Below are 26,353 nucleotides of genomic sequence, written 5' to 3'. Positions count from 1 at the left end.
CTCTCCTTGCGTCGGGGTCCATTCATGGGCCATGGGAGAGGCGTTCCATCGGGTTCCGTCCCGTTCCATCCGGAAACCGCTCCGGGCACCGGGTGCTGCCCCGATACTGGGGGCGTGGGATGGGCGAGCAACGTGTCGGTGGGCGTCCGGCTGACCGTCAACGCGGTGGTGACGCTCGCGTTGCTGCTCGGCGTGGCCGCCCTCGGGTACAGCGTGACGTCGAAGCAGAGCCGGCTGGCCGGCGAGGCGAACGACGCCGCCCTGGTCGTGGAGGCCGCGAAACAGGTCAAGTTCCGCAGCGCCGACTTCAACGGATGGCAGACCGCCTACGCCTTCGACGTGGCGCGGGGCCTGCCCAACGCCGTCGCGGACAGCAGCGACAGCCGCAAGCAGTTCCTCGCCGCCGCCGACGCGTTCCAGGACGAGCTCGGTGCGCTGGAGTCGCTCGCGCACAGCGCGGCGATCCGGGCCACGGTCGCCGCGATCCGGACCGCCTTCACCGACTTCGTCGCCACCGACCAGCAGATCGTCGCGCTGTACCGGTCGGGTACCGCCGCTGACCGCGTCGCCGCCGACGGGCTGATCCTGGGCCGGGAGATCGAGCTCTTCACCACGATCGCCACGTCGGGTGACGAGGCCGTCGCGCTCGCCCAGGCCGACGCGAAGGCCAGCCAGAAGGAGCTCGACGACGCCGGATCGTCGGCCCGCCTGTGGATCATCGCCGTCAGCGTGTTCGCGTTGCTCCTCGCCCTGGCCATCGCGTTCGCGCTCCAGCGGAGCATCGTCCCCCCGCTGCGTTCCGTCTCACGGGTCCTCGACGCGGTCGCCGACGGCGACCTCACGCAGACCGCCGACGTCCGGGGCCGCGACGAGATCGCCACGATGGCGGCGTCGCTCGACCGGGCGAACGACCGGACCCGCCGGGTCGTCGCCGCGGTGGCCGAGAACGCCCGGACGGTCGCGGCCAGCGCCGAGGAACTCTCCGCGACCAGCGCGCACATCGCCGCGGCGGCCACCGAGTCCTCCACCCAGTCCGAGATGGTGGCCAGTTCCGCGGAGGAGGTGTCCCGCAGCGTCCAGACGGTGGCCTCCGGCGCGGAGGAGATGGAGGTCTCGATCCGCGAGATCGCCACCAACGCCAGCCAGGCCGCGACCGTCGCCGGCGCGGCCGTGGACTCGGCCGGGCAGGCGACGACCAGCGTCACCACGCTCGGCGACGCCTCCCGGGAGATCGGGGCCGTGCTCCAGGTCATCAACGCGATCGCGGAGCAGACCAACCTGCTCGCCCTCAACGCCACCATCGAGGCCGCCCGCGCCGGCGAGAGCGGCAAGGGCTTCGCCGTGGTCGCCTCCGAGGTCAAGGACCTGGCCCAGGAGACCGCCCGGGCCACCGGCGACATCGCCGCCCGGATCGAGGCGATCCAGTCCGGGGTCGCCGGTGCGGCCGGCGCCATCGGCGAGATCACCGACGTCATCGGCCAGGTCAACGCCTACCAGCAGACGATCGCCGCCGCCGTGGAGGAGCAGACCGCCACCTCGCAGGAGATCAGCCGCAGCATCACCGAGGCCGCCACCGGCGCCAGCACGATCGCCGAGAACATCACCGGCATTGCCGACGCGGCGAACGAGAGCACCAGGGGCGTCAACGAGACGCAGATCGCGACCATGGAACTGGCCCGCATGGCCACCGAGCTCAACGCGCTGGTCGGCTCCTTCCGGTACTGATCCGCATCCGGCATCCGTGACCGGGAGTCGCGGGCAAAGTTGACCGTGGAAGAAGAGGCTTGCTATGACAGACCCATTCTTCCTCGATCAACTCAGCCGACTCATTGTCTGTGGCCGGGTGAGCGATCCGCGCCCGGATCTTGGAAACAAATGTCTGCCGCAACCGACCCTTCTCTCCCACAAGAGGTCGCGGTTTGCCGTCTCACGATGCGGACGTCGGGCCTGGCGGATCGACGAGCACCAGCGGTGGGCGCGGGGGCGGGCGCACAGGCGGGTCGTCGGGGAGCATCGGCACGGCGTAGATCCTGCTGACCGCCACGGCGGTCAGCAGGATGGCCGGCAGAAGGGCACTCGCGGTCATGAGGTAGGCGGCGACGGCGACGGCGGTCACGGCGGTCCAGCCCAGCATCGACCAGAGCCGGTGGGAGAGGTGGACGAACCCGTAGCCGAGAACCGTGAAGGCCGAGACGTGGGCGAGCGGTAGCCCGAGGGCGCCGTACCCGACGGCGGGCGGCAGCACGATGAACACGACGGTGTCGCCGAGACACCCGACTACGGTGTCCCGGACCGCTCGGCGCCGCGCCGCCGCGTCGCGTCCGTCGTGACAGCCGTGCTCCGAGTGCGCCACCGAGTGCTTCAGTGCCAACAGCACGGCGACCGCGATCGCCCCCATGGTGATCCCGGTGGCGGCGACCCAGCCGCGGCCGGTCGGCAGGGCGAGGCCGAGGTTCCGGGCGGTGACGCCGGGAGCCAGCAGCAGCACGCCGCCCAGCGCGAGGTGGCCGGCGTAGCGCCAGCGCGACACGCGTTCCAGGCGGTCCAGTTCGGGTTCGGACAGCCGGGGCCACCGCCAGCAGCGGTACGCCGGCAGCACGAGCGTCATGTAGCCGACGAACACCGCGAGCGCCCCGGCGAGCACCCACGGTACATCGATCTCCAGCCATGCCCATCGCACCGGCGCACGGTAGCACCGGTCGTTACGACGGCAGGCTGCTGCCGACCTCGTCCTCGGTGAAGACCTCGTCGCGGCGCCGGCGGATCGTCGGCAGGACCGTGACGATCAGCGCCATCGCCGCCAGGGCCAGCAGCGTGCCGGAGAGCGGACGGGTGACGAACACCGTCGGGTCGCCCCGGGAGATGATGAGCGCCCGCCGCAGGTTCTCCTCGAGCAGCGGCCCGAGCACGAAACCGAGCAGGAACGGCGCGGGCTCGCAGCCGCACTTGATGAGGACGTACCCGAGGATCCCGAAGAACACGATCGCGTAGACGTCGAAGGGGTTGAGCGCCAACGAGTACGTGCCGATCGCGGCGAACAGGATGATCATCGGGAACAGCACCTCGTACGGGATGCGCAGCATCCGTACCCACATGCCGATCAGTGGCAGGTTCAGCAGCAGGAGCAGCGCGTTGCCGATCCACATCGACGCGATCAGGCCCCAGAACAGTGCCGGTTCGTCGTTGATGACGTTCGGCCCCGGGGTGATGCCGTGGACGATGAACGCGCCGACCATCAGCGCCATCACCGGATGCGCGGGCAGCCCCAGCGTGAGCAGCGGGATGAACGACGTCTGCGCCGCGGCGTTGTTCGCCGACTCCGGACCCGCGACGCCCTCGATCGCGCCCTTCCCGAACTCCTCCGGCCGCTTCGAGACCCGCTTCTCCACCGCGTACGACGTGAACGACGCGAGCACGTGCCCACCGCCGGGCAGCACGCCGAGCGCGGCGCCGAGGCCGGTGCCGCGCAGGATCGGACCGACGACGCGGCGGCGGTCCTCGGCGGTCGGCCACAGGTTCGTCACCTTGCCGACGATCGCGGTGCGGGTGGCCTCGTTCTCCAGGTTGCGCAGGATCTCCGCCACCCCGAACAGGCCGACGGCGACCGAGACGAAGTCGATGCCGCCGTACAGTTCCCGCTGGTCGAACACGAACCGGGGCGTGCCGGTGTAGATGTCCTGGCCCACCGTGCCGAACATGACGCCGAGGGCGATCATCGCCAGCGCCTTGAGCGTCGACCCGCGCGCCAGCGCGATCGACACGATGAGGCCGAACAGCACCAGCGCGAAGTACTCGGCCGGGCCGAACTTCAGGGCGACCTCGGCCAGCGGCGGTGCCGCCACGGCCAGCACGACGGTGGCCGCCGTGCCCGCGATGAAGGACCCGATCGCGGCGACGGCGAGAGCCGGTCCGGCCCGGCCCTGGCGGGCCATCTCGTGCCCGTCGAGCGCGGTGACCGCCGCCGACGACTCGCCCGGCAGGTTGATCAGGATGGCGGTCGTCGAGCCGCCGTACTGCGCGCCGTAGTAGATGCCGGCCAGCATGATCAGCGCGGTCACCGGCTCGAAGTTGAACGTGATCGGCAGCAGCATGGCGACCGTCGCCGTCGGGCCGATGCCGGGCAGCACACCGACGGCCGTGCCGAGCAGCACGCCGATGAAGCAGTAGACGACGTTCTGGACCAGCAGCGCGGTCGAGAAGCCCAGCGCGAGATTGTCGAGAAGTTCCATCAGACCCCGAGCCACGGGCCCCAGAGCGGGATCCGCAACTGGAGGCCGACGACGAAGATGAGCGTGCTGGCCACCGTGAGGCCGATGGCGACCAGCACGGCCCGCAGCGGCCGCACCCGGGAACTGGCCAGGGTGGTCAGCAACGCGGTCACCGCCGACGCCGGCACGAACCCGAGCCCGTCGACGGTGAAGCCGAAGAACAGCAACGCGGCCACGATCGCGGCGACCGCGCGCCAGGGAACCGCGCCGAACGCGATCACCTCGCCGGCGATCAGTCCTTTGAGGACGATCGCCAGGCCGAGCGCGACGACGATGACGCCGACCAGCAGGGGGAAGTAGCCCGGGCCCATCCGCAGCGGGGTGCCCAGCTCGTAGCCGAGCGACCCCACCACGAACGCGCCACCGATCACGACGAAGATTCCCCCGGCGAGGACGTCCGGGAAGGACCGGCGACGCTCCACGTCAGGTTGCCTTGACCCCGGCGTCGGCGATGATCTTCGCCCAGGTCGTGAGCTGCTCCTCCAGGTAGGCCCGGTGTGCCTGCGGCGTCGCGTCGTCGGCCGGTACCGGCGCGGTGCCGAGCTTGGCCATCTGGTCGATGACCGCCTGGTTGGCCAGCGCCTTCTTCAGCGCGTTGGACAGCTTCTCGACGATCGCCTTCGGCGTGCCCTTCGGCGCGTACAGGCCGTGCCACACGCTGACCTGGAGCTGGGGCATCCCGAGTTCGGCGGTGGTCTTCAGGTCGGGCAGGCTCTTGACCCGCTCCGGGGTGGTGACCGCGTACGCCTTCACCTTGCCCGCGGTGATCTGGCCGGTGGTGTTGGTGGTCTGGTCGCACATGAAGTCGACCTGGCCACCGACGAGGTCGGTCAGCGCGGGGCCGGTGCCCTGGTACGGGACCTCCTGGAGCTTGACGCCGGCGGCGTGCTGGAACAGCAGTCCGCACAGGTGGGACGCGGCGCCGATGCCGGCGTTGGCGAGCGTCACCTTGCCGGCGTTGGCTTTCACGTACGTCACGAGGTCGGGCAGCGTCGCGGGCGCGAAGTCCTTGCGGGCGACGATCGTCATCGGGACCTCGGTGACGAGCCCGATCGTCTCGAAGTCCTCGAGCGGCTTGTAGGGCAGGTTCTTGTACAGGGCGGGCGCCGTGGACATGCCGATGTGGTGCATGAGCACCGTGTAGCCGTCCGGCTTGGCCCGCGCGACCTCGCCGGCGCCCACGGTGCCGCCCGCGCCCTCCTTGTTCTGGACGACGATCTTGACGCCGAGCTCCTTGGCCATGGGCTCGGCGATCATGCGGGTCACGGTGTCGGTCGGGCCGCCCGCGCTGAACGGCACGATGAAGGTGATGTTGTCGTCGGGGTAGTTTCCGGCGTCGCCGTCGTCGGAGCCGCCGGTACCGGAACAGGCGGCGGCGAGTGAGACGGCGGCGATCGCGACGATGGTCCTGGTCGTGCGCATGGCGCGACCTCCTCATCAACGATTGCAGCTCATCGATGGTTCCCGGGGACCGCCACCATACCGCCATCGATCGATCGCGATGCCGATCCGAGATCAAATCGTCGCGCGCCCGGCCGGCCCGGCCGTCCCGCCCGGTCCGGCAGGATGGCGGGGTGGACATCCGATGGGACCGCGTGTTCCTGGCCCGACACGGCCAGACCGAGTGGAACCTGCAACGACGTCGACAGGGTCAGCTCGACTCGCCGCTGACCGCCGGCGGGGTCGAGCAGGCCCACCGTCATGCCGCGCACCTGCGGCCGCACGCGGTCGACGCGATCTTCGCCAGCCCGTTGGGGCGGGCCCGGGCGACCGCGGACATCATCGGGGGCCACCTCGGGCTGCCGGTCGTCGCGATCGACGAGCTGGCCGAGGTCCACCACGGCAGCTTCGCCGGCCTGACCGACGAGGAGATCGACGCCCGGGATCCCGACAGCTGGCGCCGGCGCTCGGCGGACAAGTACGGCTGGTCGTTCCCCGACGGCGAAAGCTACGCCGACGCCGACGTCCGCGCGGGCCACGCGCTCGCCCGGATCGGCGGCTACCCGGCCCGTCGGCCCCTGCTCGTCTCCCACGAGATGATCGGACGCATGCTGCGACGGCACCTGCTCGGCCTCGATCCGGACGAGGCGCTCGCGGGTGTCCAACCCCACGACGTCATCTACTCGATCGACCCTCGCGGCTGATGACGGAACGGTTGACCGTGCGGGCGCTGCCGTACGTGGTCTACCTCGTGGGCGCCGTCGTGGTGCTGCACAACCTGTGGGCCGATCCCGGTGGCCTCGTGCTCCGGGACAACTATCCGGACCAGGTGCAGTTCGAGTGGTTCCTCACCAACGGCGCCAACGCGGTCGCCCACCTCGAGAACCCGTTGTTCACGGCCAAACTGAACGCGCCCTACGGCGTCAACCTGATGGCAAACACCTCAGTGCTGGCCCTCGCGCTGCCGCTGGCGCCGGTGACCCTGATGTTCGGCGCCGACACGACGTTCGTGGTCGTCGACACGCTCGCGCTGGCCGGCACGGCGTCCGCGTGGTTCTTCGTTCTGTGCCGGTTGCTGAACCACCGGGCGGCCGCGGCGGTCGGCGGGGCGTTCTGCGGGTTCGCGCCGGCCATGATCTCGCACGCGAACGGCCACCCGAACATCGTGGCGCAGTTCGTGCTGCCGTTCATCGTGCTCGTCGTGCTGCGGTTGGGCGGGCCGGGCGGCGGGCACGCGCGGCGCGGCCTGGTACTGGCCGGGCTGGTCGTGGTGCAGGCGTTCATCAACGAGGAACTGCTGCTGTTCACCGCTCTCGCGCTGGGCGTGTTCGTGAGCGTCTACGCGGCGTCGCGGCCGGGGGAGGTGCTCCCCCGCGTCCGTGGTGCGTTGCTCAGCCTCGCCACGACGGCGCTGGCCGCGGGCGCGGTGCTGGCCTACCCGTTGTATCTGCAGTTCTTCGGCCGCGGGGCGTACCACGGGCTGCCCGACGACGTCGTGCTGTACGGCGCCGACCTGGCCTCGTACTGGGCGTTCGCCCGCCGGTCCCTGGGTGGTGACCTCCGGATCGTGAACGCGTTGACGCAGAACGCGACCGAGGAGAACTCGTTCTTCGGCTTTCCGCTGCTGCTGGCGCTCGCCGTGGTCGTGGTCTGGCTGCGGCGCGACGCCGTCGTGCGGGCGCTGGCCGGCACCGGGTTCGTCTTCGCGGTGCTGTCGCTCGGTTCGCGGCCGCGGCTGGCCGGTGCCGACCTGCGGGTGCCGATGCCGTGGGGAGCGCTCGACGGGCTGCCGCTGTTCGACTCCGTGGTGCCGACACGGTTGGCGCTGGTCGTCACGCCGGTGGTCGGCTGCCTGTTGGCGATCGCGGTGGTCCGGTACGACCGGCTGGTGACGGAGCCGGCCGACCGGGCGCCTGCGACCGGAGCGCGGGTGGCGGGGCTGGTGGTGCTGGCCCTGATGCTCGGTCCGCTGGTGCCGACGCCGGTGCCGGCGGCGGCGCGTCCACCCGTACCGGCGTTCTTCACCACCGGGATCTACCGCGACCACCTCCCGCGCGACGCGGTCGTTCTCGGCCTGCCGCCCGGTTGGGGGCCGGGCCTGCGCGCGATGCAGTGGCAGACGGCCACCGGGCTGGACTTCAGGATCGTCGGTGGCTACTTTCTCGCGCCCGATCCCCGCACGTCCGATCGCACCGGGATGTTCGGGCCGGTCTATGCGCCGACGCTGTCGATGCTGCTGGACGTCGCCGAGCGGGACATGTCCATCGAGGTGACGACCACGCTGCGGGCCGGCGCGGTGGCCGACTTCCGGAACCTCGGGGTGACGACGCTCGTGCTGCCCGCCGACCATCCGATGGCGACCGAGCTGCGCCGGGTGGTCGACGGGCTGGCCGGCCCGGGCCGGCTGGTGGCCGACGCGTGGATCTGGGACGTCCGCTGATCAGTCCACGGCGGCGGCGCCGTAGGCGACGTCGTGCCGCGCGCTCCAGATCACGACGCTGCGCGTCGACCACTCACGTCTGTCGTTGGGAATGATGTACGTCTGGTTGCCCTTGTTGCCCTTCAACGCGCCCAGCTTCATATGCTGGCCGGTGCCGTACACCCGCCAGCCCGACCTGTCGTGCTGGACGGGTTGATCGGACAGCCACACCTCCAGATCGGGGCCGTTGACGGTTTCGAAGTCGATGAGTTCGAGCTGGGCCTCCGCCCCCGCCCGCCCCTCCGGGAGAACAACCTGGACCCGACCGGACGTCTTGTGCCGCTGGGCGACGAAGGTGCCGGTGGACTGCATGTACAGCTCGACGGCGTTGGTGCGGGTCGGATCGGGTTCCCCCGGCGGGCGGGTGGAGAGCGGGTCGTTCACCGTGGTGTCGTACGCCCGCATCCAGGGTGCGTACCAGTAGAGCCCGTATCCGGCCAGTACGGCGGCCAGCACGGCCACCATCAGCATCACGGCCTTGCGCGGTGGCCTCCTCGTCATGGATCAACTGAACCGGCCCCGGGCCGCCGCGCCCACTACGGGATGCTCACATTCCGGTCATGGTCGGATAACGACCGATCCCGATGTCTGTCAGGTGAGGAACCCGACGGTGAACAGGACGGCCGGGTTGAGCTGGCCGCCGCCCGGCTGGTAGCACCGGACCCGCAGGTTCAGCGCACCACCGCTGACGGTCCACGAGAAGATCGTGCAGTACATCGGCGGGGTGCCCATGATGCCGGCGAACGCGTGCCCGCCCGCCGCGCCGGCTCCGGCGAACGCGACGATGTAGTCCCCGTCGTCGTCGACCTCGGTGATCACCGGGGCGACGTTGCCCGGGCTGGACCAGCCGGCCGCGGTCGGGGCGGCGCCGTAGTTGTCGACGGTGGCCGACACCGGCACCACCGCCCGGCTGTAGGAGAGCACGAACCGGCTGTTGGCCGGGTTGCCGGCGGTGTCGAAGCAGCGCACCCGCAGCACGCCCGGGTCGACGAAGAGGTCGGGGTCCATCACCTGACAGGTCACCGCGGTCGTCCCGTACGCGGTCACCCGCAGCGCGCCCGACCGCCAGTCCCCGCCGATGTCCTGGCCGAACGCCCCGAGCTCGACGGCGTACGAGCCGGTCCCCTCGCCGAACACCGCGATCTGCTGCCCGGTGGAGTCGTACGAGTACCCGGGCAACGGCACGTACCCGCCGACGGGCGGGGTGGCGTCGTTGCTGTACAGGTAGCCGCGCGCGGCACCGTCCTTCCGGTTCGAGACGTGTGCGACGAACCGGCTGTCCGCCGCCGCGCCCGCGGCGGTGAAGCAGCGCAGGTTGATGAGCTCGTCGCCGGCGACCGGTCCCCAGTTGGTCACCGTGCAGATGGTGTTGCCGCCGTACGCGCTGACGTGCGCGACGCCGCCCTGCCCGGCCATGGTGACGAACCGGACCGTGTACCGGCCGACACCGGTGCGGGTGATCTGTACGGCGCCGCCGGCCGAGTTGTGCTCGTACCCGGTGGTCGAGGTGTAGCTGGCGGCGGTCGGTTGCCAGCCCCACACGTAGCCCTCGATCGGCGGAACGATCGTGCCGATCGGGGGGTCGGGAGCGGCCGCCGCCGGCTCGGCCACCGCTATGGAGGAGAGAACACAGACGAGCACGAGGATTCTGGAGATTCGCATGCCGGCAAGAGCTCCGGACCGTCCGCCGACCAACACTTTTCGGCGGCGCGCCGGTGTCGGGAGCACGACACGGGGTCGTCAGTCGCGGATCGGGTCGGTGGTCCAGTCGGCCCGGTCGGGGATGAGCCGGACGGACGTCAGCATCGCGATCGCGTCCTCGACGCTGATCGGCACCGACCCGCCCGCGCGGCCCTGTGCCGACACGATGACGTTGTGCGTGCCGTCGTAGGCCATCGCGACCAAGAGCCGGTCTCCGGTGACCAGCACGTACACCTGGTGCCCATCGACCTGACGCACCTCGGGCGGCGTCAGCGGCCGACCGTCCTTCGCGGTGGCGCCGCCGTTGTCGGTCAACAGGAAGGTCGGCACCACGGCGACCGACACGCCGTCGCTGCGGCCCTCGCCCGAGAGGTAGGACTCGTCGTTGAACACCAGCATCGTGGTGACGTTCGGACGCGTCTCGCGGTTCGCCGAGATCAGCGCGAGCGACGGTGGCACGTGCGCCACCGTGACGTCCACCGGCACCGGCGTGGAACCGTCGAACCGGACCTGCTGCGCGATGCGCCGCCAGATCGTCTGGTTCTGCTCGACCGTTCCGGGTGCCTGCCCGCCGACGACCGCGTACGCACCCGGCTCGTACTGCCACACGATGCCGTTCAGGACCGGACGGGTGTGCGGCTCACCGGGCTTGTAGTGCGTCTCGATCGTGTACGACCGGGCCGGCGCCGACCCGACCGGCTCGGTCGGCGACGTCGAGAAGTCGAGCTGGTTCTCCGTCTTCGGGCCGAGGAAGAACGGCGTGAACCCCGGTGCGTACATCGTGATGGTGACATCGGTGGACTGCGGCGTGTCGCCGTCGCCCACGCTGTACGAGACCGACTGGCTCGCCGCCGTCATCTGCGGCCCCATGACCGTCCGCGCCCCGTCGGGCAGCCAGCCCGGCGCGATCCGCAGATACAGCAGCGGATCGAACCCGGCGACCGTGACGCGTGCCGGCGGCACGGCGGGTCGCACCGTCGGCGCCGGCGTCGACGGCAGCGCCACGCCCAACCCCGCGACCACGGCCAGCGCGAGCGCGCCGGCGCCTCCGGTCACGAGCAGGTGCCGGCGACGGCGACGGCGCCGTCCGTCGGCGAACACCCGGTCGAGGTCGACCAGCGACTCCGGCACGCCACCCGGCGGATCCTCGTGCAGGAGCACCTGCATCCGTTGTTCGTCCAGCATCTAGTTCCTCCCCAGTTCCGTGAGCGACGGTGTGAGCCGGCGACGCATCGCGGCCAGCGCGACCGAGGTCTGGCTCTTGACCGTGCCCGGCGAACAACGCAGCGCGTCAGCGGTCTGTTCGACCGACATGTCGTAGAAGAAGCGCAGCACCAGCACGGCCCGCTGGCGCGGCGACAGTTCGGCCAGCGCCGCGCGCACGTCGACCTCGGCCGGCACGTTGTCCAGCCGCACGTCGTCGCCGCCGACGTCCGGCACCCGGTCGACCAACCGCACGCGCGCCCAGCCCCGGCGTTGCTCGTCGATGACGCGGTGCACCAGGACCGCCCGCACGTACGCGTCGAGGTTGTCCACCTGCCGGATCCGCTTCCACTTCACGTAGACGTCGGTCAGTGTGCGCTGCACGACGTCATCGCCCCGGGTCCAGTCGCCGCACAGCAGGTGGGCGGCTCTCCGTAGGCCCGGCAACCGGGAGCGGACGAACTGGCCGAACTCCTCGTCGATGGCATCCGCCATTCGGGACCTCCACGCTCTCTCACCACTACGGCGTAGTGGGGACGCGATTCGGTTGGGGGTCCACCGGTATCAGGACGGGGAGCCGATCAGCTCGGCGGCCCGGACGCCGGCGGCCAGGACGGTGGGGTCGCCGGTCCAGGCGTACACGTCCGCGGCCGTGTCGCTGAGCTTGATGACGTGCTCGTCGCGGTGGTGGACGGCTTGGTCGAGGAGGGTGGCGCCGTCCGCCGGGGATGCCGGCCGGGGCGTGGCGACCGGGTGCGGGGGCGCGTAGGCGGAGACGAGCGCGGCGCTCACCGCCCAGACGGCGTCGAGGCTGGGCGTCCACAGCTGAGGTGGCAGGGCGGGGAGGGTCCGGAGCACGGCGTTCGGCGCGGTCGCCACGTGGACCAGGATCACGGGACTGGCCTGCCCGTGGTCGACGTACACCCGGGTTCCGGTCGCGACCAGGTCCCGCAGCGCCGCCGGGACGTCCTCCGGCGAGTTCGGCCGTGGACCGGGGCCGGACCAGCCGGGCAGGTCGTCCAGTTGGGCCAGCCGCGCCGCGACCCGCCCGCTCTGGTCCGGGATCCGGGGGACGGCCGTGAGCGCCGCCGCGCGCCAGGGCGATTCCGGGCCGGGCCCGGTGGTGCCGGGTACCGGACGCCAGCGGGCCGCCCAGAACGCCAGCGCGTGCGCGAGTTCGGTCACCGCCGGAGAAGCGGCAGAGGCGGGAGAAGGGGACGCGGTGCCGAGCAGGGCGCCGACGGCGTGGCTCACCCGGATCACGCCGTGGGTGGTGCCGGCGACGATGCCCGGCAGCAGCCTCGGCCACCATTCGGTCAGGACGTCCCGCCAGGGGCGTTCACGCACCGCGCGGGTGAAGTACTCGGTCCAGTCGGCGACCCGGCGGCCGTCGCCCAGCGCCTCGTGCCAGGCGGTCGGGTCGATGGGCCACCGGGGGGACGGGAGGGCGTCCAGCCGCGTCAGGTACGCGTCCAGCCACCCGTGGACGCGGTCGGCGTGGCCGCGGCGGACCATCGTCTCGACCGCCATGGGGCCGTGATTCGTCAGCGTGTCTTCGCCCCATTCGGGGCCGGCGAAGGCGAGGCGCTCGTAGGCCTCGTCGAGGATGCCCGTGGTCATGGGAAGACGGTGCCCGGACCCGCACCGGCTGTCGACGATTAGATTCTGGTCTAATCCTCGCGATGATTCGCATCCGACTGGGTCTCACCGACGTGGGCCGCATCCGCTTCGGGTTCTCGCCGCTGGCCGAGACCGTGCTGAGCCTGCGCACCCTCGCGACGAAGAGCGCACTCCACACTCCGTGGCTGCGTCGGGTCCTGCCGCTGCCGGCCGGCGTCGACGTGGAGCTGCTCACCACGCTGGTCCCCCGCGCCGGATACATCCCCGACTTCCTGCTCCCGCCGGCCCGCGCCCGGGCGGCCGGGTTCGACTCCGGCCTGGCCCACGTCGCCGGCACCGACCCGGCGCTCGTCGCCGCGCAGCTGCACCACCTGTCCACGCACCCGGTCGCGTTCCCGGCCAAGGGAGGGGACGCCCACCGGGCCCTGCTCCGCGGGCTCGCGGCCGATCCCGCGGCGGCCCTCACCCGCGTCACCACCGAGCTTCGCCGGTACTGGCAGGTGGCCGTCGAACCGTACTGGCCCCGCATCCGCGCGCTGCTCCGGGCCGACCTCTCCTACCGGCTCGACGAACTCGCCACCGGCGGCGTCCAGCAACTGTTCCGGACGCTGCACCCGCTGGTCGCCCTGCGCGGCGACGAACTGCACGTCACCAAGTACTGGGACGGCACGGTCGACCTCGGCCAGCGGGGGCTGCTGCTGGTGCCGTGCGTCTTCGCCTGGCCCGACGTCGTCGTGCGTACCGCCGACCCGCAGCCGGCGCTCACCTACTCCCCGCGTGGCCTGGGCCGGCTCTGGAGCGGACCGGCGGAGCGGACCGACGCGCTCGCCAACCTCATCGGACGCAGCCGGGCCGCGGTTCTCGCCCAGCTCGACCTGCCGATGACCACGACCCAGCTGGCGTGCCTGCTCGACCTGACCCCGCCCACGCTCAGCGTCCACCTCAAGACCCTGGAGGCGTCCGGCGTCGTCACCGCCCGCCGCGACGGTCGGTCGGTCCTCTACCAACGCACCCACCTCGGCGAGGAACTCCTGCGCGCCGGGTAGCCGCCGTTTCTATGCCGGCTTCCAGGCCCGCGGCTGGAGGAACGGGTCCAGGTCGACCCGGCCGGCCAGGTTGTCCACCACGCCCACGAGCGACGCGAACACGCACTCGGCGACGAGGTCGAGCACGTCGGCCTGGGTGGCGCCGGTCGCGGTGAGCCGGTCGAGGGTCGCGTCGCTCACCTTGCCGCGGGTGGTGACGCACTCGCGCGCGAACTCGTACACCGCCGCCTGACGCTCGTCGGCGGGCGGCGAACCGGCGCGCATGGCGGTGATGTCCTCCTCGGCGACGCCGAGGCCGGCGAGGAGGGTGGAGTGGAACGCCACGCCGTAGTGGTTGTCGACGGCCACGCCGGTCGACAGTCCGGCCACCTCGCGGTCGACCGGCTCGATCCCGGCGACGGCGCGGCGCAGGCCGTCGAAGCCGTGCAGGAGCGCGGGCGACTCGGCGACGGACGCGGCCAGGTGGGGCACGAAGCCCAGGTCCGCGTTGATGCCGTCGAGCACCGGGCGGGACGTCGCCGGCGCCGACTCGGAGGTGTGGATGGTCAGTTTCATGGATGGACCCCAATCCGGTTCGGAAGGACCGGTCCATCGTGTGTGCCGTCGCGGGGCGGCGCCATTCCCTGCCAGGGAAGGGAATCGGCGAGCCGCCGACAGTAGGATCGGCCGCGTGAGCCTGACCAGGCTGCCGGCGTCGCCGGTTGGGGATCTCGGCGGCCTGCTGCGGTACTGGCGGCAGCTCCGCCGGATGAGCCAGCTCGACCTGTCGGTGGAGGCGAAGACCACCGCGCGCTACGTCAGCTTCGTCGAGACGGGACGGGCGAACCCGAGCCGCGAGATGGTGATCCGGCTGGCGACGGCGCTCGACGTGCCGTTCCGGGAACGCAACGCGCTGCTGGCCGCCGCCGGGTTCGCGGCGCTGTATCCGGAGCTGCCGCTGGACTCGCCGGCGCTGCGGCACGTGAACGCCGCGCTCACCACGATGATCCGCCATCACGAGCCGTTCCCGGCGGTCGTCATGGACCGCGGCTGGAACGTCGTCCGGGCGAACGCGGGCGCCCGGCGGCTGTTCGGTGGCCTGTCGCGCCCGGAGCCGATGCCCGAGCCGGCCAACGTCCTGCGTCTGATGATCGGGCCCGGCCCGGTGCGCGATTCGGTGCTGAACTGGGAGCCGGTGGTCGCCACCCTGCTCGCGCGGGTGCGGCGGGAGGCCGTCGGCGGGGTTCTGGACGCCGCCACCGTCGCCCTGCTCGACGACCTGGTGACGCTACCGGAGGTGGCCGCGATCGAGCGCGGCGACGAGTCACCCGCCACTCCGGTGCTGGACGTGCTGTTCCGGTTCCGCGGTCACCGGCTGGCGTTCTTCTCGCTGCTGACCACCGTCGGCACCGCGATCGACCTCACGTCGCAGGAGCTGCGGGTCGAGGAGTTCTTCCCGCTCGACGACGCGACGCACGCGCTCTGGGAATCATTCCCCACGGGTGAGGGATTCCCCGATCACCACGATCACGCTGAGGGGACGTGAGCCATCAGCCAACGGAGGAGTTGAGATGTCCTCGCCCTCGTCAGCGGTGCCGCTGTCGGCATCGGAGTCCACGGCCACCAGCGGTTTCCTGCGTGCGGGTTCGGCCGCCGCCGTCACCGGCGTGTGGTGGCTCTCCCTCATCACCGGCACCCTGTGGACGCTCTACGGGATGTTCGTGCTGAGTGTGCGTCCGGGCAGCGTCGCGTCGCTGGCGTGGTTCGCCGGCTTCGCCTTCATCTTCGCCGGGATCTCCTACATCCTCACCGCGTCCCGGGTGGACAGCTGGAAATGGCTGTTCTACGTCGGCGGCGTGCTCGGCATCCTCGCCGGGCTGGGCGCGTTCGTGTGGCCCGGCAAGACCCTCTACGTCGTCGCCGTGTTCATCGCCTGGTACCTGGTGATCGGTGGCATCCTGTCGATCGTCGCGGCGTTCATGGGCGCGAAGCGGGACTGGTGGTGGATGGGTCTCATCGCCGGCGTCCTCGAGGTGATGCTCGGCATGTGGGCGATCGGTTCACCCGGGCGCGAGCTGCTGTTGCTGGTCAACCTCGTCGGCATCTACATGATCTTCTTCGGTGTCGCGGAGATCTTCGCCGCCTTCTCCGTCCGGTCTCACCGCAACGCGTCCTGATCGGACCGGACGTCGAGTTTCGGTCGCATCGCCGGGGTGTAGCGGGCCGAGCAGCCCTTGCCCGCGCCCTTCGCCTCGTACAGGGCCAGGTCGGCGTGGCGCATCAACAGGTCGGCGTCGTCGGCGGGCCCGGCGTCGGCGACTCCGATGCTGGCCCGGACATGTAACGTCTGCCCCTCCACCACCAGCGGTTCGGTGACGAGGCGCAGCACCCGGTCCACGGTGATGTCGGCCTCGGTGGGGTCGCAGTCGTCGAGGAGGACGGCGAACTCGTCACCGCCGAGGCGGGCGACCAGGTCCTGCGGGCGCACCCCGCGGCGCAGCCGCTCGGCGACCGCCACCAGAAGGGCGTCGCCCGCGGGGTGGCCGAGGGTGTCGTTGACCCACTTGAAGTCGTCCAGGTCGACCAGGGCCAGGCTGACCCGGCGGTCGTGCCGGGCGAGCGCCAGGTCGACCTGTTCGGCGAACAGGGTCCGGTTGGCCAGGTTGGTCAGCGCGTCGTGCGTCGCCTGGTGGGACAGCTGCAGGTGGTACGCGTGCGCCTCGGTGATGTCGCTGGTGTTGGTGACCACTCCCCCGACGGCCGGATCGTGGAGCAGGTTGGTGAACGTCACCCGGACCCAGCGCCAGCCACCGTCCATGTGGGCGATCCGGATCTCCGCCTTCCGGGGCCGGCTGGCGTCGACGACGACGTCCCGGAAGGTCTGGCCGACGGTGATCCGGTCCTCCGGATGCACCGTCGGGCCCTGGGTACCGATCAGCTCCTCCGGCGCCTGGCCGGTGATCCTGCCGATGGCGGGACTGATGTAGGTCACCTGACCGTCCGGGCCGCAGATCGCGATGACGTCCGCCGCGTTCTGCACCAGGGCCCGGAACCGGCTCTCGTGCCGGCCCAGCTCGCCGAGCAGGCGCGCGTTGTCGCGGAAGGCACCGATCTGCCGGACGGCCACCAGCCCGGTCAGCGTCACCGCGGCGATACCGACCACGAGCCGGATCTCGCCCTGCCCCCACAGGTTGACCAGCAGCAGCCCGTCGACCCCGGCGACCGCGACGTACGGCAGCACGCTGAACAGGCGTCGGTCGGTCGGCCGCGAACCCGTGCCGGTGGCGTCGGCGGCCCGGCACTGGACCACCGCCGCGGCCGTGGTGAACACGTAGGTCGCGGCCCGGCTGACCAGTTCGATGCTGACCTGCGGCCGGTCGGCGAGGGCCGGCGAGGCCATCATGCCGGCGACCTCCAGCAGGAAGCCACCGGCGAACAGCCGCAGGGCCAGCGGGTCGACCGCCCGGGATCCGGACATGACGACCTTGACCAGGCCGAAGAGGATCACCGAGATCAGCACCATCACCGCGCTGATCAGGGTGCCCTGATCACCCATCGGCGTGCCGCCGAGCTGGGTCCGGGCGAAGTACCACACGAACACCACCGCACCCAGCGCCACCGTGACGATGTCGAGCAGCAGGCGCTGCCGCTCCCCCCGGTTGCGGGCACCCAACGGCAACCGGTACAGGGCCCACAACAGCAACAGCATCGGCGTGACCGAGTACCCGGCCTGCAGCAGCGACGGCGGCGGGATCGGGCCGTCCAGGTAGGCCCGGAAGTCCACCACCGTGCCGACCAGCGTGATGACCGCCGACGCGCACACCGCCCGCCAGAACCGCCGACCCACCGGCTGTGCGGACGCCTTCCAGGCCCGCCACGACGCGACCATCATGACGGCGTTCGCGCCGACCACCGGCGCGATGACCAGGATCGGCGGACCGGACGCGGCGCGGAAGTTGATCGCGTACATCAGCCCCGACAGCGCGGCGCACACGCACGCGGCCACGAGGAGCGACGCCCGCCCCGAACCGGCCCGCGCGTTTCTTCCGGCGGCGAGTCGGATCCACGTCACATCCCGCTTGATCGGCCCACCGGCGCCCGAACTGAGGCCATCGGACCGCCGCGCTCCCCGGAAAACGGGGTGACCGCCCGCGCGCCGTGTCCATACTGTCGGTCGCATGAGCGACGAGTCCACCGCCGTGACGTGGCGGCCCCTCACCACCGGTGACGCCGACGCGGCGGCCGGCCTCCTCAACGCGATGGAGGCCGTCGACAGGGTCGGTGAGAACTTCGACGCCGAGGACGTGCTCCAGGAACTGGAGGACCCCTACGCCGACCTGGAGCGCGCCAGCCTCGCCGCCTTCACCGGCGACCTGATGATCGGCTACATGAAGGCCACGTACCGGGCGGCCACGGAGGTGGACCGGGTCTTCGTCGACGGCGGGGTGCACCCGGACCACCGGCGCCGCGGCATCGGCGGCACCCTCCTGAAGGCCGGGGTGGCGGCGGCGAAGGTCCTGCACGCCCTGCACCACCCGACGCTGGAACTCGTGGTCGAGACGCACAAGGGCGAGCACATCGCCGGTGTGGCGGAGCTGTTCGGCTCGCAGGGCTTCGCGCCGGTCCGCTACTACCAGCACATGGAGCATCCGCTCGGCGACGCGATCCCCGACACGGCGGTCCCCGACGGGCTGCGGGTCGAGCCGTGGTCGGAGCGGACCGACGAGGAGTTCCGGTTCGTCCGCAACGAGTCGTTCACCGACCACTGGGGTTCGGCGCCGATGCCGGCCGACGCCTGGAAGAACAGGATCACCAACCACACCTTCCGGCCCGACCTCAGCTTCCTGCTCCGCGACGAGGCGAACGGGGCACCCGCGGGCATGCTGGTCACCATGTACTGGGAGGCCGACACGGTGGCCACCGGCGTCCGCGACGCGCACTTCATGCTCATCGGAACCCGCCGGGACTACCGGCGGCGCGGCGTCGCCGGCGCGTTGATCGCGCACGCGCTGCGGGCCGTCGCCGACGGCGGCTACGACCGCGCCAGCCTGGGCGTCGACTCGGCGAACCCGACCGGGGCGTTCGGGCTCTACCGGAAGGCCGGGTTCGCCCCGACGAAGCGGTTCGTGCGCTGGGCGCTCGACGCCTGACGTCTCAATGGACGCGGACCGCGCCGCGCATCTCGTGCACCGGCCGGAACCGGTCGTCGTGCAGGGTGATCAGGCTCAGCAGCAGGATGAAGAACAACGCGTTCGCGCGGTTGAGTTCGCCGTCGCCGCGCCCGAGCAGCCAGGCCGAGACCAGCACCAGGCCCACGTTCAGCAGGACCCGCGCGCCGAAGGCCGCCAGCGCCGAGTCCAGGCTGCGACCGCGCCGGGCCACCCACAGGCTGACGGCGGCGTTGACGACGACCACCGCGGCGACGCCCAGGAACAGCTGCAGCTCGGTCGACCGGCGGTCGGGCATGACCTGCCCGAAGATCACGCTGAGGAAGCCGACCAGCACGACCTTCTCGACGGTGGCGGCCGACCACACCCGGCCGTGGGCGGCGACCCACCGGTCGCGGTCGGCCGCGGTGGCCATGTCGGCGGGCAGCGGATCCGCGGCGACGCGCAGCGCGTGGTCCCGGTCGGGCAACCGCGGCCGGACCACGAACCACAACACCGCCGCCACGACGAGGATCGCCGCGAGAATGGCCGGCCCCAGCCACGGAACCTGCTTCAACGTGTCGGTGAAGTCCCGTTGCGCGATGTGGATCCAGTACTCCTGCGGAAGCTTCACGAAGATCCAGATGGCGGCCGCCGTGACGATCCAGAACCGGGCGCCGAACCGGCGGGGGTCCCAGGCCAGGCGCACGATCTCGTACGCGATGAAGAAGTACTCGAACGTGTTCGGAAAGATCAACAACAGCGGACGCCAGTCGGTCAGTTCGAACGCGACCACGCCGACGAGGCGGTAGAAGTACAGGAACCGGGACACGCCCAGGGCGGCCTCGTTGGTCCAGTTGCGCAGCGTCGACAGGTAGGCGATCGCGAGGTAGTAGACGTCCATCGCCTTGTCGTAGCCCTGGTAACCGGGCGGGTCGTAGCCGAGCGTCTGGAAGATCGTCTGGTCGACGCCGTCGAGGATGAGGCAGGACACGATCGCGGGCAACGGGAACCGCGGTATCAGCAACGGCAGGAGGAACCGCGCGCCGACGACGGCCACGAACACGGTCAGCTCATCGAGGTCCACGGGATCAGCCGCCGGCGCTCGGCGTGGTCGTCGGCGTGGTCGTCGGCGCCGGCTGTTTCGCGTCCGCGATGGCTTTCTGCACCGCCGCGACGGTGGCCGCGTCGACCGTGCCCGTCGCCGGGACGCCGAGCGCGGTCTGGAACGCCTTCAGCGCCTCGGTCAGGGCCGGCGTCCAGGCGCCGTCGACCGGGCCGGTCCAGTAGCCGGCGAGCTTCAGCGTCTGCTGGACCGCGGCGGTCGAGGCGGTCGCCTGCTGGGCGGCGGCACCGCCCTTGGCCTGGAGATCTGCCTGCAGCGCCGCGTCGGTGGCCTTGTCCACGGTTCCGGTCACCGGCAGGCCGTGCGCCTTCTGCAGGGCCGACACCGCGTCGACCGTCGCCGGCCCGTAGATCCCGTCGACCGCGCCCTGGTAGTACCCGGCGCCGGCGAGGGACTGCTGGAGGGCCGAGGTGTAGGCACGCGCCGCGGCCTCGGCCTGTTTCTGCTGCTCGTCGTCGAGGCAGCCGGCTTCGTGGAACAGCCGCAGCCAGGACATCTGCAGCGCCACGGCGGCGGCGTTGAACTGCTGCGACGCCTGCTTCAATGGCGTCTGGTCGGTGATCCCCTGTTGCGCGGTGGTGAAGTCCGCGTCGGCCTGCTTCACCCGGTTCACCGTGGGGCTCGACACCAGCGGCGCCGCGCTCGGACTGGCGGGCGGCGGCGTCGGCGTCGGCAGCCCGGACGCCTTCGCCTGTTCGGCGGCCAGCGCCGCGGTGGCCTCCGCCAGGTCCTTCTGGGCGTCGGCCACGTCCTCCTGCGCCTGGGTCACCGCGCCGGCCTTCGCGACGACGTCGTCGCGCGGCGCGGCCAGCGACTTCCCCGCGTCCTTGACGTCGCCGACGGTCGGCGCGGTGTCGGTGAGGACGTCGGCGTAGCGGTCCAGCGCCGTGATGTACGTTGCCGTCGAGGTGCAGAACTCGGTGGTCTTCGTGGCGAATTCCGCCTGCGCGTCCGCGAGCGCCTTCTGGGCCTTCGCCACCCGGTCCTCGGCGCGTTCGGGGTCCGGGTCGTCGCCGCAGCCGACCAGCATGATCGTCAGGGCACAGGCGGCACAGATCCGCATGACCAGGCGCATGCCAGGACGGTGCCATCGCCGGCCGGGCCGGGCGTCATCCCCGCCGGATGACGCGCCCCCCGCCTGACCGGTGGGATTTCGCCGGAGCGGCGCCGCCGGTACCGTGTCGAACAGGAGCCACCACTGTGCGACGCCCGGAGGTGACCATGAAAGCGAAGATCGGCGACCGGCTCGTGTGCGAGGGCCAGCACGTCGGAGACCGGCAACGCGTCGGAACCATCATCGAGATCAGCCACTCCGACGGCACCCCGCCCTACCGCGTCCGCTGGTCGGACGGCCACGAGACCTACGTCTCCCCCGGCCCGGACGCCCACGTCCAGCCGGCATCCGGAGGCTCGTGACCGTCGGTCAGATGTACTGGTCGATCACCGGCGTCAGTCGTTGCGCGATCTTCGCGTGGCCGGCGTCGTTCGGGTGGACGCTGTCGACGAGGTCGGCCGTGCCGATCCAGCCCGTCGTGTCGACGAAGTGGACCCGGCTGTCACCCACCGCCGTAACGGCGTTGCGCGTCTCGGGCGCGTAGCGGCCGCGGAACGTCGCCATTGCGAAGATGTGGGCGTTGGGGTACGCCTGCCGGACCCGCTGCAGCATGACGACGTAGTTCTGCTGGAACTGCGTCGTCGACACGTTGTGACCGACGTCGTTGGTGCCCAGGTTGATCACCACCGCGGTCGCCTGGTAGGTGGCGAAGTTCCAGTCGTCGGTGGTGGCGTAGCCCGACGAGCGGCGGAACCAGTCCATCATTCCGTAGCAGTCCTGGCTGACCAGGCACGCGCCGCCCTGGGCGACCTGGGTGTGACCGGCACCGAGCGCCTCGCCGGTGAGCCACGCGTAGGCGGTGAACGGGCGGTCGGCGTTCGGCTGCCCGACCGTGATGGAGTCGCCGATGAACTCCACGAAGTTCTGCGGCCTGGTGATCCGCGCGGTCTGCCCGCCGCCGGCCAGGATCAGGCCGCCGAAGACCGGATCGCCGGTGTAGGAGCCGGCCCGCTCGCGGTAACCGATCCGGACGGTGTGCGTGGTGCCGGACAGTCCGGTGGCGAGCGTGACGTTGCCGGACACGTTGCGCCGCCACTGCAGCGGGCCGCGGTCGACGGAGTAGTACAGGTCGATGGCGTTGCGCTGGCGCACCCCGATGGAGCTTCCGGTGAACTGCGCGTCGAGGTAACCGCCGGCCCAGCCCATCGCGTAGTACGACGCGTTCGACCGGTCCCACCGGCCGTAGTACTGGATGTTCGCGTCGTTCGGCTGCCCGTTGCCGCCCGTGCCGCCGGCCACCACCTCGAAGTCCAGGTAGTCGATGTTGGCCAGGCCGTCGGCGGTGGTCGGGCTGAACGCGATCGTGGTGCTGCCGGCGGTCACGGCGACGGTCAGCGTCTTCGTCACCCACGTGGTCCACGCGCCGGTGCCCTCGAACGTGGTCCCCGCGACCCGGGCGCCGTTGACGAGGATGTCGGTCGGCCGCGCGGTGGTGGTGCCGTTGGCGAACCGCACGCCCAGCCTCGCGGTGCCGGCCGTCGGCGCGCTCACGGTGAACTGTGCGGCCGCGCCGACCGCGTTGCCCGCGTTGCAGAACCCGGACCCGGAGAAGCCGGCGTGGTTGGTGTCGATGGTGCCGTTGCAGGACGCCGGCGCCGTTTCCGCCTCGTACCGGGTCGGCGCCGCCGTTGCGGGCGTGGTCGTCAGCGCGACGCCCGTGGCGGCCAGCGTGACGACGAGGGCCGCGCGCAGTGTTGGTTCCATTAAGTTTGGTCTCCAAACTAAGACGGACGTCAATATGATGACCGTCCCGCCCGGAGGTGTCAACGAGGCCCCGGCGCCCCACCCCGGCCGAGGCGGGCCGCGACGTCTGCCGGACGCCAGCCCCACGGAGCGGCGTCGTACCCGGTCACCTCGCGCACGAGGCGTCGCTCGAGGCGTTCCAGGAACGGCCCGGCGGGTGGCGCCGCACCCGCGCCCAAGGTCTGGTAGCCGTAACAGGAGCACTGCTTGAGGCCCTCGCCGACGGTGACCCCGATCGGCAGCGGCGTGAACCGGTACGCCGCGATCGGTGGCCGCTCCTCGTCCGACGACGCGGCCGCCTCGTAGTTCTGCTGCCAGATCTCGCGACCCAACCGGTCCGGATCGTCGGTGAGCGGCTCCCAGGACCGCGCGTCGATCGGCCCGTGGACCGCGAGCTGCATCAGCACGTCGATGTCGAGCTTCGACAGCACGAACGAACTCACGGCACCCGACTCTGCCACAGCCGACCCGGCGGCCACGCGGCACGCCGGGTCGTCAGCGGTGCCGCTCACTCCCCCGACGAGTACGGGAACGCGCACACGGCCTGCGCCCGGGTGGTGAACGGACCCGGTGCGCCGGTCGGGTCCACTGTGGACTCGACGGTCACGCTGTCGTCGGCCGGGAAGAGCGAGGTGTAGCCGGCGTGGCCACCCGCACCGGTCATCGAGGCGCCGAGCCCGATCCGGCGCTTGGTTCCGGGACACTCGACGTCCACGGTCCTGTCGCCGGCGGTGTTGTCGCTGTCCTGTTCCACCAGTTCGTAGCCGAACAGCGAACCCGGTGCGGCACACACCGCGAATGCCCACACCGACCAGTCGGCGGCGGTGCCGCCCTCGCGCTCGACGGCGCGGCTCCGCACGGACTGGGTGGCCGTGTCCAGGACGACGTCGTCCAGCACCACCTCACCGTTCCCGGTCACGACGCGGCCGCCCGCGGAGACGACCAGATCCCCGGCGGCACAGGTCGCGGTGACCGACTTGGCCGACTCGCTGTCGGTGGGCGAACGCATGCTGACGACCCGGGTGTCGCCGATGAACCCGAGGTCGATGTTCACGTGGTAGGCACAGACGACGTAGGCGTGCAGCTGCCACGCTCCGGCCTTGCCGCCCGGAATCGCCTGCGCGCCGACGAGCCAACCGGTCTGGCTCGGGCTGGGCTGGCTCCGCACGATGTGGACGCGCCGGGCACCGCCGATCACGTCGGCTCCGCCGCCGAGCACCTCGGCGTCGCCGGGGCAGGTGACGAGCACCTCCTTCGACGGCGACAGGTCGAACGCCGACGCCGCCGTCTCGACTGACAGCGGCATCGGGGCGCCCTGTGCCGCCTCGCCCGCGGTCAGGGCACCCGCCGCGAGCCCCGCGGCCACCGCGACGGCCAGGACCCGTCGCCTGAGATTCTGAAACATTCTCCGTGTACTCCTCTCAACGAGATGACGCCGTCGAGAGAAGTTCCGGCACCGGAGGACAACACATTCGAGGTGTCGCGTACCTGACGGCACACGTCCCTCAGTGCCCACCGCCCAGCCCGATCGACTGGCCAGGGGTCGGCGGGCCGTAGTCGCTCTTCTCCTTGCCGCAGAATCGGCAGACCGAATAAACCGCTTCCGTGCCGCCCAGCTCGGGATTGACCCGCCGATCCCAACTGTGCAGACGCACGAAGCACCGCAATCGTCTGAACATCACTACCTCCCGCCGTTCGGGATATCCCATCTCGGCGTTGATCGCCAGCATGGAGGCGCCCACGATCGTGAACACTCCCCGTGATCGGATCGAGTTCGCGGGCCACGCAACCGAACCGGCGCCCGGACCCGACGGATAGGCAGAGGGAGGGCGCATGGATTTCGCCGAATACGTGTCGGCGCGTACCCGGGCGGTTCACCGGTCGGCGTACCTGCTGTGCGGCGACCGGCACCGGGCCGACGACCTGGTGCAGGCCACGTTCGTCTCGTTGTTCCTGCACTGGCGGCGGGCGCGACGGGCCGACAACCTCGACGCGTACGTGCACCGCATCCTGGTGCGGCGGTACCTCGACGAGAAACGGCTGGGCTGGAACCGGGTCCGCCTGATGTGGACGACCCCGGAGCCGCGGCCGGCGGATCCCGGTCCCAGCGACGACCGGGACCTGATCATGGACGCGCTGCGCCGGTTGCCGAAGGGCCAGCGGACGGTGCTGGTGCTCCGGTACTTCGCCGACCTGTCCGTCGAGGACACGGCCGACGCGATGGGGTGCTCGCCCGGCACCGTCAAAAGCCAGACGGCGCGGGCGTTGGCGGCGATCCGACGGCACTTCCCCGAGGAGACGAGACAGCGATGACGGTGGACGAGGCCGAGCGGGTACGTGCGCTGCTCCGGGACGTGGACTTCCCCGAACCGCGGCACGACGTCCGGGACACCGTGCGGATCGGGCGGCGGCGCCGGGCGGTCCGGTGGACGGCCACGGTCGCCGCGGGGGTGGCGGTGCTCGCCGGGGCCGCGGCCGTCGCGCGGATCCCGGCGTGGGAGACCACGCTCCCACCGGACGCGACGGTGGGGCGCCCGGCCACCGGCTGCACTCCGGAGGACCTGCCGCTGCCCGGCGGCGTCACGGCGGCGACGGTCACCGGCATCGACCCCACCGGCCGCTTCGTCGTCGGCCTCGTCGCCGGCGCCGCCGACCGCGACGCCGGCATCGTGTGGACCGACGGCCGGCCGCGGCTGCTCCCGGCCGGCACCGGCGGCGTCGCGGCGGTCAACGCGTCCGGGGTGGTCGTCGGCACGGCCGCGAGCCCCGACGGCAGCCCGGCCTGGGTCTACCGCGACGGCCGGGTCGACCGGCTGCCGGTCCCGCCCGGCGGTGCGGCGAGCGCGGTGGCCATCAACGCCGGGGGCGACATCGCCGGGGTCCTGCACCGCGACGGCGCCACCGTCCCGATCGTGTGGCCCGCGAGTGATCCCGGCACCTACCGGCTCCTCGACACGCCTGGGGCTCCGGTGGTCCACGCGATCACCGACACCGGAATCGTCGTCGGCGGGATCGAGGACGGCGGGCCGTACCGGTGGGAGCCGAACGGCACCGGCCGGCCGCTGGCCACCCTGCCCGGCGCCGCCGGTGGCGTCGCGGTCGACGCGGCCGGAACCTGGGCGACCGGCCTGCTCCACTGGCGGATCAACGAACCGAACCCGCAGGTGATGAACTTTCCCCCGGGCGGGCTCGCCGCGGTCCGCTGGAACCTCACCACCGGCGACGTGGCCGCGATCGGCATCGACGCCATGCCGGCCGCCGTCGACGCGGCCGGGCGGATCCTCCTGCCGCGGGAGCCACCCCGGCTGGTGGGTCCGGACAACAACGTGCGGCCGCTGCCGCCGGACCGGCGACGCCATTCCACCGTCGCGGTCGGAATGAGCGACGACGGCGTCATGGTCGGAACCTCGTCGGCCCGCGACACCAAGGAGGCCGACCGGCCGCTGCGGTGGGCGTGCGTCAGCTGAGGAGACGGGACCTACGCCGA

Annotated in this window: 27 protein-coding genes; 10 read left to right on the top strand and 17 right to left on the bottom strand. The window is 71.6% G+C overall.

Going from position 1 to position 26,353, the window contains the following annotated elements:
• Nucleotides 1-114 precede the first annotated feature (114 nt).
• Nucleotides 115-1,725: a methyl-accepting chemotaxis protein gene (locus Vau01_RS25140; protein ID WP_203996953.1), complete on the top strand. Its 1,611-nt coding sequence runs from the start codon at nucleotides 115-117 to the stop codon at nucleotides 1,723-1,725.
• 202 nt (nucleotides 1,726-1,927) lie between these two features.
• Here the strand turns inward: Vau01_RS25140 and Vau01_RS25135 are convergent, their stop codons facing one another.
• The 4 genes from Vau01_RS25135 to Vau01_RS25120 are packed head-to-tail and all read right to left on the bottom strand — an operon-like array spanning nucleotide 1,928 to nucleotide 5,690.
• The gene (locus Vau01_RS25135; RefSeq protein WP_203996951.1) at nucleotides 1,928-2,680 is read right to left on the bottom strand and encodes a hypothetical protein; all 753 of its coding nucleotides are present in this window, start codon (nucleotides 2,678-2,680) and stop codon (nucleotides 1,928-1,930) included.
• Between the two features lie 22 nt (nucleotides 2,681-2,702).
• Entirely contained in the window at nucleotides 2,703-4,229 is a 1,527-nt protein-coding gene (locus tag Vau01_RS25130) for a tripartite tricarboxylate transporter permease (RefSeq protein WP_203996949.1), read from the bottom strand.
• Nucleotides 4,229-4,690 (bottom strand): tripartite tricarboxylate transporter TctB family protein, encoded by a 462-nt coding sequence (locus Vau01_RS25125; protein WP_203996947.1) that lies wholly within the window; start codon nucleotides 4,688-4,690, stop codon nucleotides 4,229-4,231. The genes Vau01_RS25130 and Vau01_RS25125 overlap by 1 nt, the downstream gene beginning before the upstream one ends.
• Before the next feature lies 1 nt (nucleotide 4,691).
• Nucleotides 4,692-5,690: a tripartite tricarboxylate transporter substrate-binding protein gene (locus Vau01_RS25120; protein WP_203996945.1), complete on the bottom strand. Its 999-nt coding sequence runs from the start codon at nucleotides 5,688-5,690 to the stop codon at nucleotides 4,692-4,694.
• 152 nt (nucleotides 5,691-5,842) lie between these two features.
• Here Vau01_RS25120 and Vau01_RS25115 point away from each other — a divergent pair, with 152 nt between their 5' ends.
• Together Vau01_RS25115 and Vau01_RS25110 are read left to right on the top strand one after the other, a co-directional pair.
• Nucleotides 5,843-6,412, top strand: coding sequence for a histidine phosphatase family protein (locus Vau01_RS25115; RefSeq protein ID WP_203996943.1), 570 nt, complete (start codon nucleotides 5,843-5,845; stop codon nucleotides 6,410-6,412).
• The gene (locus Vau01_RS25110) at nucleotides 6,412-8,148 is read left to right on the top strand and encodes a hypothetical protein (protein WP_203996941.1); all 1,737 of its coding nucleotides are present in this window, start codon (nucleotides 6,412-6,414) and stop codon (nucleotides 8,146-8,148) included. Before Vau01_RS25115 ends, Vau01_RS25110 begins: the two co-directional genes overlap by 1 nt.
• Here Vau01_RS25110 and Vau01_RS25105 read toward each other — a convergent pair whose 3' ends face one another.
• From Vau01_RS25105 to Vau01_RS25085, 5 genes are all read right to left on the bottom strand, one after another.
• Entirely contained in the window at nucleotides 8,149-8,688 is a 540-nt protein-coding gene (locus tag Vau01_RS25105; RefSeq protein WP_203996939.1) for a DM13 domain-containing protein, read from the bottom strand. It abuts the gene before it with no gap.
• 90 nt (nucleotides 8,689-8,778) lie between these two features.
• Nucleotides 8,779-9,849, bottom strand: coding sequence for a hypothetical protein (locus Vau01_RS25100; RefSeq protein ID WP_203996937.1), 1,071 nt, complete (start codon nucleotides 9,847-9,849; stop codon nucleotides 8,779-8,781).
• 78 nt (nucleotides 9,850-9,927) lie between these two features.
• On the bottom strand, nucleotides 9,928-11,073 hold the full coding sequence (locus Vau01_RS25095; protein ID WP_203996935.1) for a hypothetical protein: 1,146 nt from the start codon (nucleotides 11,071-11,073) through the stop codon (nucleotides 9,928-9,930).
• Complete coding sequence (locus Vau01_RS25090) at nucleotides 11,074-11,586, bottom strand: SigE family RNA polymerase sigma factor (protein WP_203996933.1); 513 nt, start codon at nucleotides 11,584-11,586, stop codon at nucleotides 11,074-11,076.
• Nucleotides 11,587-11,655: 69 nt separating this feature from the next.
• On the bottom strand, nucleotides 11,656-12,711 hold the full coding sequence (locus Vau01_RS25085) for a questin oxidase family protein (RefSeq protein WP_203996931.1): 1,056 nt from the start codon (nucleotides 12,709-12,711) through the stop codon (nucleotides 11,656-11,658).
• A 62-nt stretch (nucleotides 12,712-12,773) separates the two neighbouring features.
• On the opposite strand from Vau01_RS25085, the gene Vau01_RS25080 reads away from it, so the two are divergent.
• A complete protein-coding gene (locus Vau01_RS25080; protein WP_203996928.1) occupies nucleotides 12,774-13,757 on the top strand; it encodes a DUF5937 family protein in 984 nt (327 codons plus the stop codon).
• Between the two features lie 9 nt (nucleotides 13,758-13,766).
• On the opposite strand, the gene Vau01_RS25075 is transcribed toward Vau01_RS25080, so the two are convergent.
• Nucleotides 13,767-14,312, bottom strand: a complete 546-nt coding sequence (locus tag Vau01_RS25075) for a carboxymuconolactone decarboxylase family protein (RefSeq protein WP_203996927.1) — start codon at nucleotides 14,310-14,312, stop codon at nucleotides 13,767-13,769.
• Between the two features lie 115 nt (nucleotides 14,313-14,427).
• On the opposite strand from Vau01_RS25075, the gene Vau01_RS25070 reads away from it, so the two are divergent.
• Nucleotides 14,428-15,282 carry a helix-turn-helix domain-containing protein gene (locus Vau01_RS25070; protein WP_203996925.1) on the top strand — a complete coding sequence of 285 codons (855 nt, stop codon included), beginning with the start codon at nucleotides 14,428-14,430 and terminating at the stop codon, nucleotides 15,280-15,282.
• Nucleotides 15,283-15,307: 25 nt separating this feature from the next.
• Nucleotides 15,308-15,913 (top strand): HdeD family acid-resistance protein, encoded by a 606-nt coding sequence (locus Vau01_RS25065; protein ID WP_203996923.1) that lies wholly within the window; start codon nucleotides 15,308-15,310, stop codon nucleotides 15,911-15,913.
• Here the strand turns inward: Vau01_RS25065 and Vau01_RS25060 are convergent.
• Entirely contained in the window at nucleotides 15,895-17,808 is a 1,914-nt protein-coding gene (locus tag Vau01_RS25060; RefSeq protein WP_203996922.1) for a sensor domain-containing diguanylate cyclase, read from the bottom strand. The genes Vau01_RS25065 and Vau01_RS25060 overlap by 19 nt on opposite strands.
• A gap of 106 nt (nucleotides 17,809-17,914) precedes the next feature.
• Here Vau01_RS25060 and Vau01_RS25055 point away from each other — a divergent pair, with 106 nt between their 5' ends.
• Nucleotides 17,915-18,886, top strand: a complete 972-nt coding sequence (locus Vau01_RS25055) for a GNAT family N-acetyltransferase (RefSeq protein WP_203996921.1) — start codon at nucleotides 17,915-17,917, stop codon at nucleotides 18,884-18,886.
• Between the two features lie 4 nt (nucleotides 18,887-18,890).
• On the opposite strand, the gene Vau01_RS25050 is transcribed toward Vau01_RS25055, so the two are convergent.
• Entirely contained in the window at nucleotides 18,891-19,970 is a 1,080-nt protein-coding gene (locus Vau01_RS25050; protein ID WP_203996920.1) for a hypothetical protein, read from the bottom strand.
• A gap of 4 nt (nucleotides 19,971-19,974) precedes the next feature.
• Nucleotides 19,975-21,084, bottom strand: coding sequence for a peptidoglycan-binding domain-containing protein (locus Vau01_RS25045; protein WP_239151832.1), 1,110 nt, complete (start codon nucleotides 21,082-21,084; stop codon nucleotides 19,975-19,977).
• Nucleotides 21,085-21,230: 146 nt separating this feature from the next.
• Here Vau01_RS25045 and Vau01_RS25040 point away from each other — a divergent pair, with 146 nt between their 5' ends.
• On the top strand, nucleotides 21,231-21,425 hold the full coding sequence (locus Vau01_RS25040; RefSeq protein WP_203996919.1) for a DUF1918 domain-containing protein: 195 nt from the start codon (nucleotides 21,231-21,233) through the stop codon (nucleotides 21,423-21,425).
• 7 nt (nucleotides 21,426-21,432) lie between these two features.
• Here Vau01_RS25040 and Vau01_RS25035 read toward each other — a convergent pair whose 3' ends face one another.
• From Vau01_RS25035 to Vau01_RS25020, 4 genes are all read right to left on the bottom strand, one after another.
• A complete protein-coding gene (locus tag Vau01_RS25035; protein ID WP_203996918.1) occupies nucleotides 21,433-22,827 on the bottom strand; it encodes a GDSL-type esterase/lipase family protein in 1,395 nt (464 codons plus the stop codon).
• Nucleotides 22,828-22,886: 59 nt separating this feature from the next.
• Nucleotides 22,887-23,309 (bottom strand): hypothetical protein, encoded by a 423-nt coding sequence (locus Vau01_RS25030; protein ID WP_203996917.1) that lies wholly within the window; start codon nucleotides 23,307-23,309, stop codon nucleotides 22,887-22,889.
• Between the two features lie 65 nt (nucleotides 23,310-23,374).
• Nucleotides 23,375-24,271 (bottom strand): hypothetical protein, encoded by an 897-nt coding sequence (locus Vau01_RS25025; protein ID WP_203996916.1) that lies wholly within the window; start codon nucleotides 24,269-24,271, stop codon nucleotides 23,375-23,377.
• 100 nt (nucleotides 24,272-24,371) lie between these two features.
• A complete protein-coding gene (locus Vau01_RS25020) occupies nucleotides 24,372-24,620 on the bottom strand; it encodes a hypothetical protein (RefSeq protein WP_203996915.1) in 249 nt (82 codons plus the stop codon).
• A 79-nt stretch (nucleotides 24,621-24,699) separates the two neighbouring features.
• Between Vau01_RS25020 and Vau01_RS25015 the strand changes: the two genes are divergently transcribed.
• Nucleotides 24,700-25,179, top strand: coding sequence for a SigE family RNA polymerase sigma factor (locus Vau01_RS25015; protein ID WP_203996913.1), 480 nt, complete (start codon nucleotides 24,700-24,702; stop codon nucleotides 25,177-25,179).
• The gene (locus tag Vau01_RS25010; protein WP_203996911.1) at nucleotides 25,176-26,333 is read left to right on the top strand and encodes a hypothetical protein; all 1,158 of its coding nucleotides are present in this window, start codon (nucleotides 25,176-25,178) and stop codon (nucleotides 26,331-26,333) included. Before Vau01_RS25015 ends, Vau01_RS25010 begins: the two co-directional genes overlap by 4 nt.
• Nucleotides 26,334-26,353 lie beyond the last annotated feature (20 nt).

This window comes from Virgisporangium aurantiacum, assembly GCF_016863635.1.
Taxonomy (GTDB): Bacteria; Actinomycetota; Actinomycetes; order Mycobacteriales; family Micromonosporaceae; genus Virgisporangium; species Virgisporangium aurantiacum.
The sequence above is the reverse complement of the archived record's forward strand: the minus strand, read 5'-3'. Positions and strand labels throughout refer to the sequence as shown.

Excerpts from the sequence above, each read along its gene's own strand:
- Vau01_RS25130 (WP_203996949.1), bottom strand. The coding sequence starts at position 4,229 with ATGGAACTTCTCGACAATCTCGCGCTGGGCTTCTCGACCGCGCTGCTG.
- Vau01_RS25120 (WP_203996945.1), bottom strand. The coding sequence starts at position 5,690 with ATGCGCACGACCAGGACCATCGTCGCGATCGCCGCCGTCTCACTCGCC.
- Vau01_RS25110 (WP_203996941.1), top strand. The coding sequence starts at position 6,412 with ATGACGGAACGGTTGACCGTGCGGGCGCTGCCGTACGTGGTCTACCTC.
- Vau01_RS25105 (WP_203996939.1), bottom strand. The coding sequence starts at position 8,688 with ATGACGAGGAGGCCACCGCGCAAGGCCGTGATGCTGATGGTGGCCGTG.
- Vau01_RS25100 (WP_203996937.1), bottom strand. The coding sequence starts at position 9,849 with ATGCGAATCTCCAGAATCCTCGTGCTCGTCTGTGTTCTCTCCTCCATA.
- Vau01_RS25095 (WP_203996935.1), bottom strand. The coding sequence starts at position 11,073 with ATGCTGGACGAACAACGGATGCAGGTGCTCCTGCACGAGGATCCGCCG.
- Vau01_RS25090 (WP_203996933.1), bottom strand. The coding sequence starts at position 11,586 with ATGGCGGATGCCATCGACGAGGAGTTCGGCCAGTTCGTCCGCTCCCGG.
- Vau01_RS25085 (WP_203996931.1), bottom strand. The coding sequence starts at position 12,711 with ATGACCACGGGCATCCTCGACGAGGCCTACGAGCGCCTCGCCTTCGCC.
- Vau01_RS25080 (WP_203996928.1), top strand. The coding sequence starts at position 12,774 with ATGATTCGCATCCGACTGGGTCTCACCGACGTGGGCCGCATCCGCTTC.
- Vau01_RS25075 (WP_203996927.1), bottom strand. The coding sequence starts at position 14,312 with ATGAAACTGACCATCCACACCTCCGAGTCGGCGCCGGCGACGTCCCGC.
- Vau01_RS25065 (WP_203996923.1), top strand. The coding sequence starts at position 15,308 with ATGTCCTCGCCCTCGTCAGCGGTGCCGCTGTCGGCATCGGAGTCCACG.
- Vau01_RS25055 (WP_203996921.1), top strand. The coding sequence starts at position 17,915 with ATGAGCGACGAGTCCACCGCCGTGACGTGGCGGCCCCTCACCACCGGT.
- Vau01_RS25045 (WP_239151832.1), bottom strand. The coding sequence starts at position 21,084 with ATGCGCCTGGTCATGCGGATCTGTGCCGCCTGTGCCCTGACGATCATG.
- Vau01_RS25040 (WP_203996919.1), top strand. The coding sequence starts at position 21,231 with ATGAAAGCGAAGATCGGCGACCGGCTCGTGTGCGAGGGCCAGCACGTC.
- Vau01_RS25035 (WP_203996918.1), bottom strand. The coding sequence starts at position 22,827 with ATGGAACCAACACTGCGCGCGGCCCTCGTCGTCACGCTGGCCGCCACG.
- Vau01_RS25025 (WP_203996916.1), bottom strand. The coding sequence starts at position 24,271 with ATGTTTCAGAATCTCAGGCGACGGGTCCTGGCCGTCGCGGTGGCCGCG.
- Vau01_RS25015 (WP_203996913.1), top strand. The coding sequence starts at position 24,700 with ATGGATTTCGCCGAATACGTGTCGGCGCGTACCCGGGCGGTTCACCGG.
- Vau01_RS25010 (WP_203996911.1), top strand. The coding sequence starts at position 25,176 with ATGACGGTGGACGAGGCCGAGCGGGTACGTGCGCTGCTCCGGGACGTG.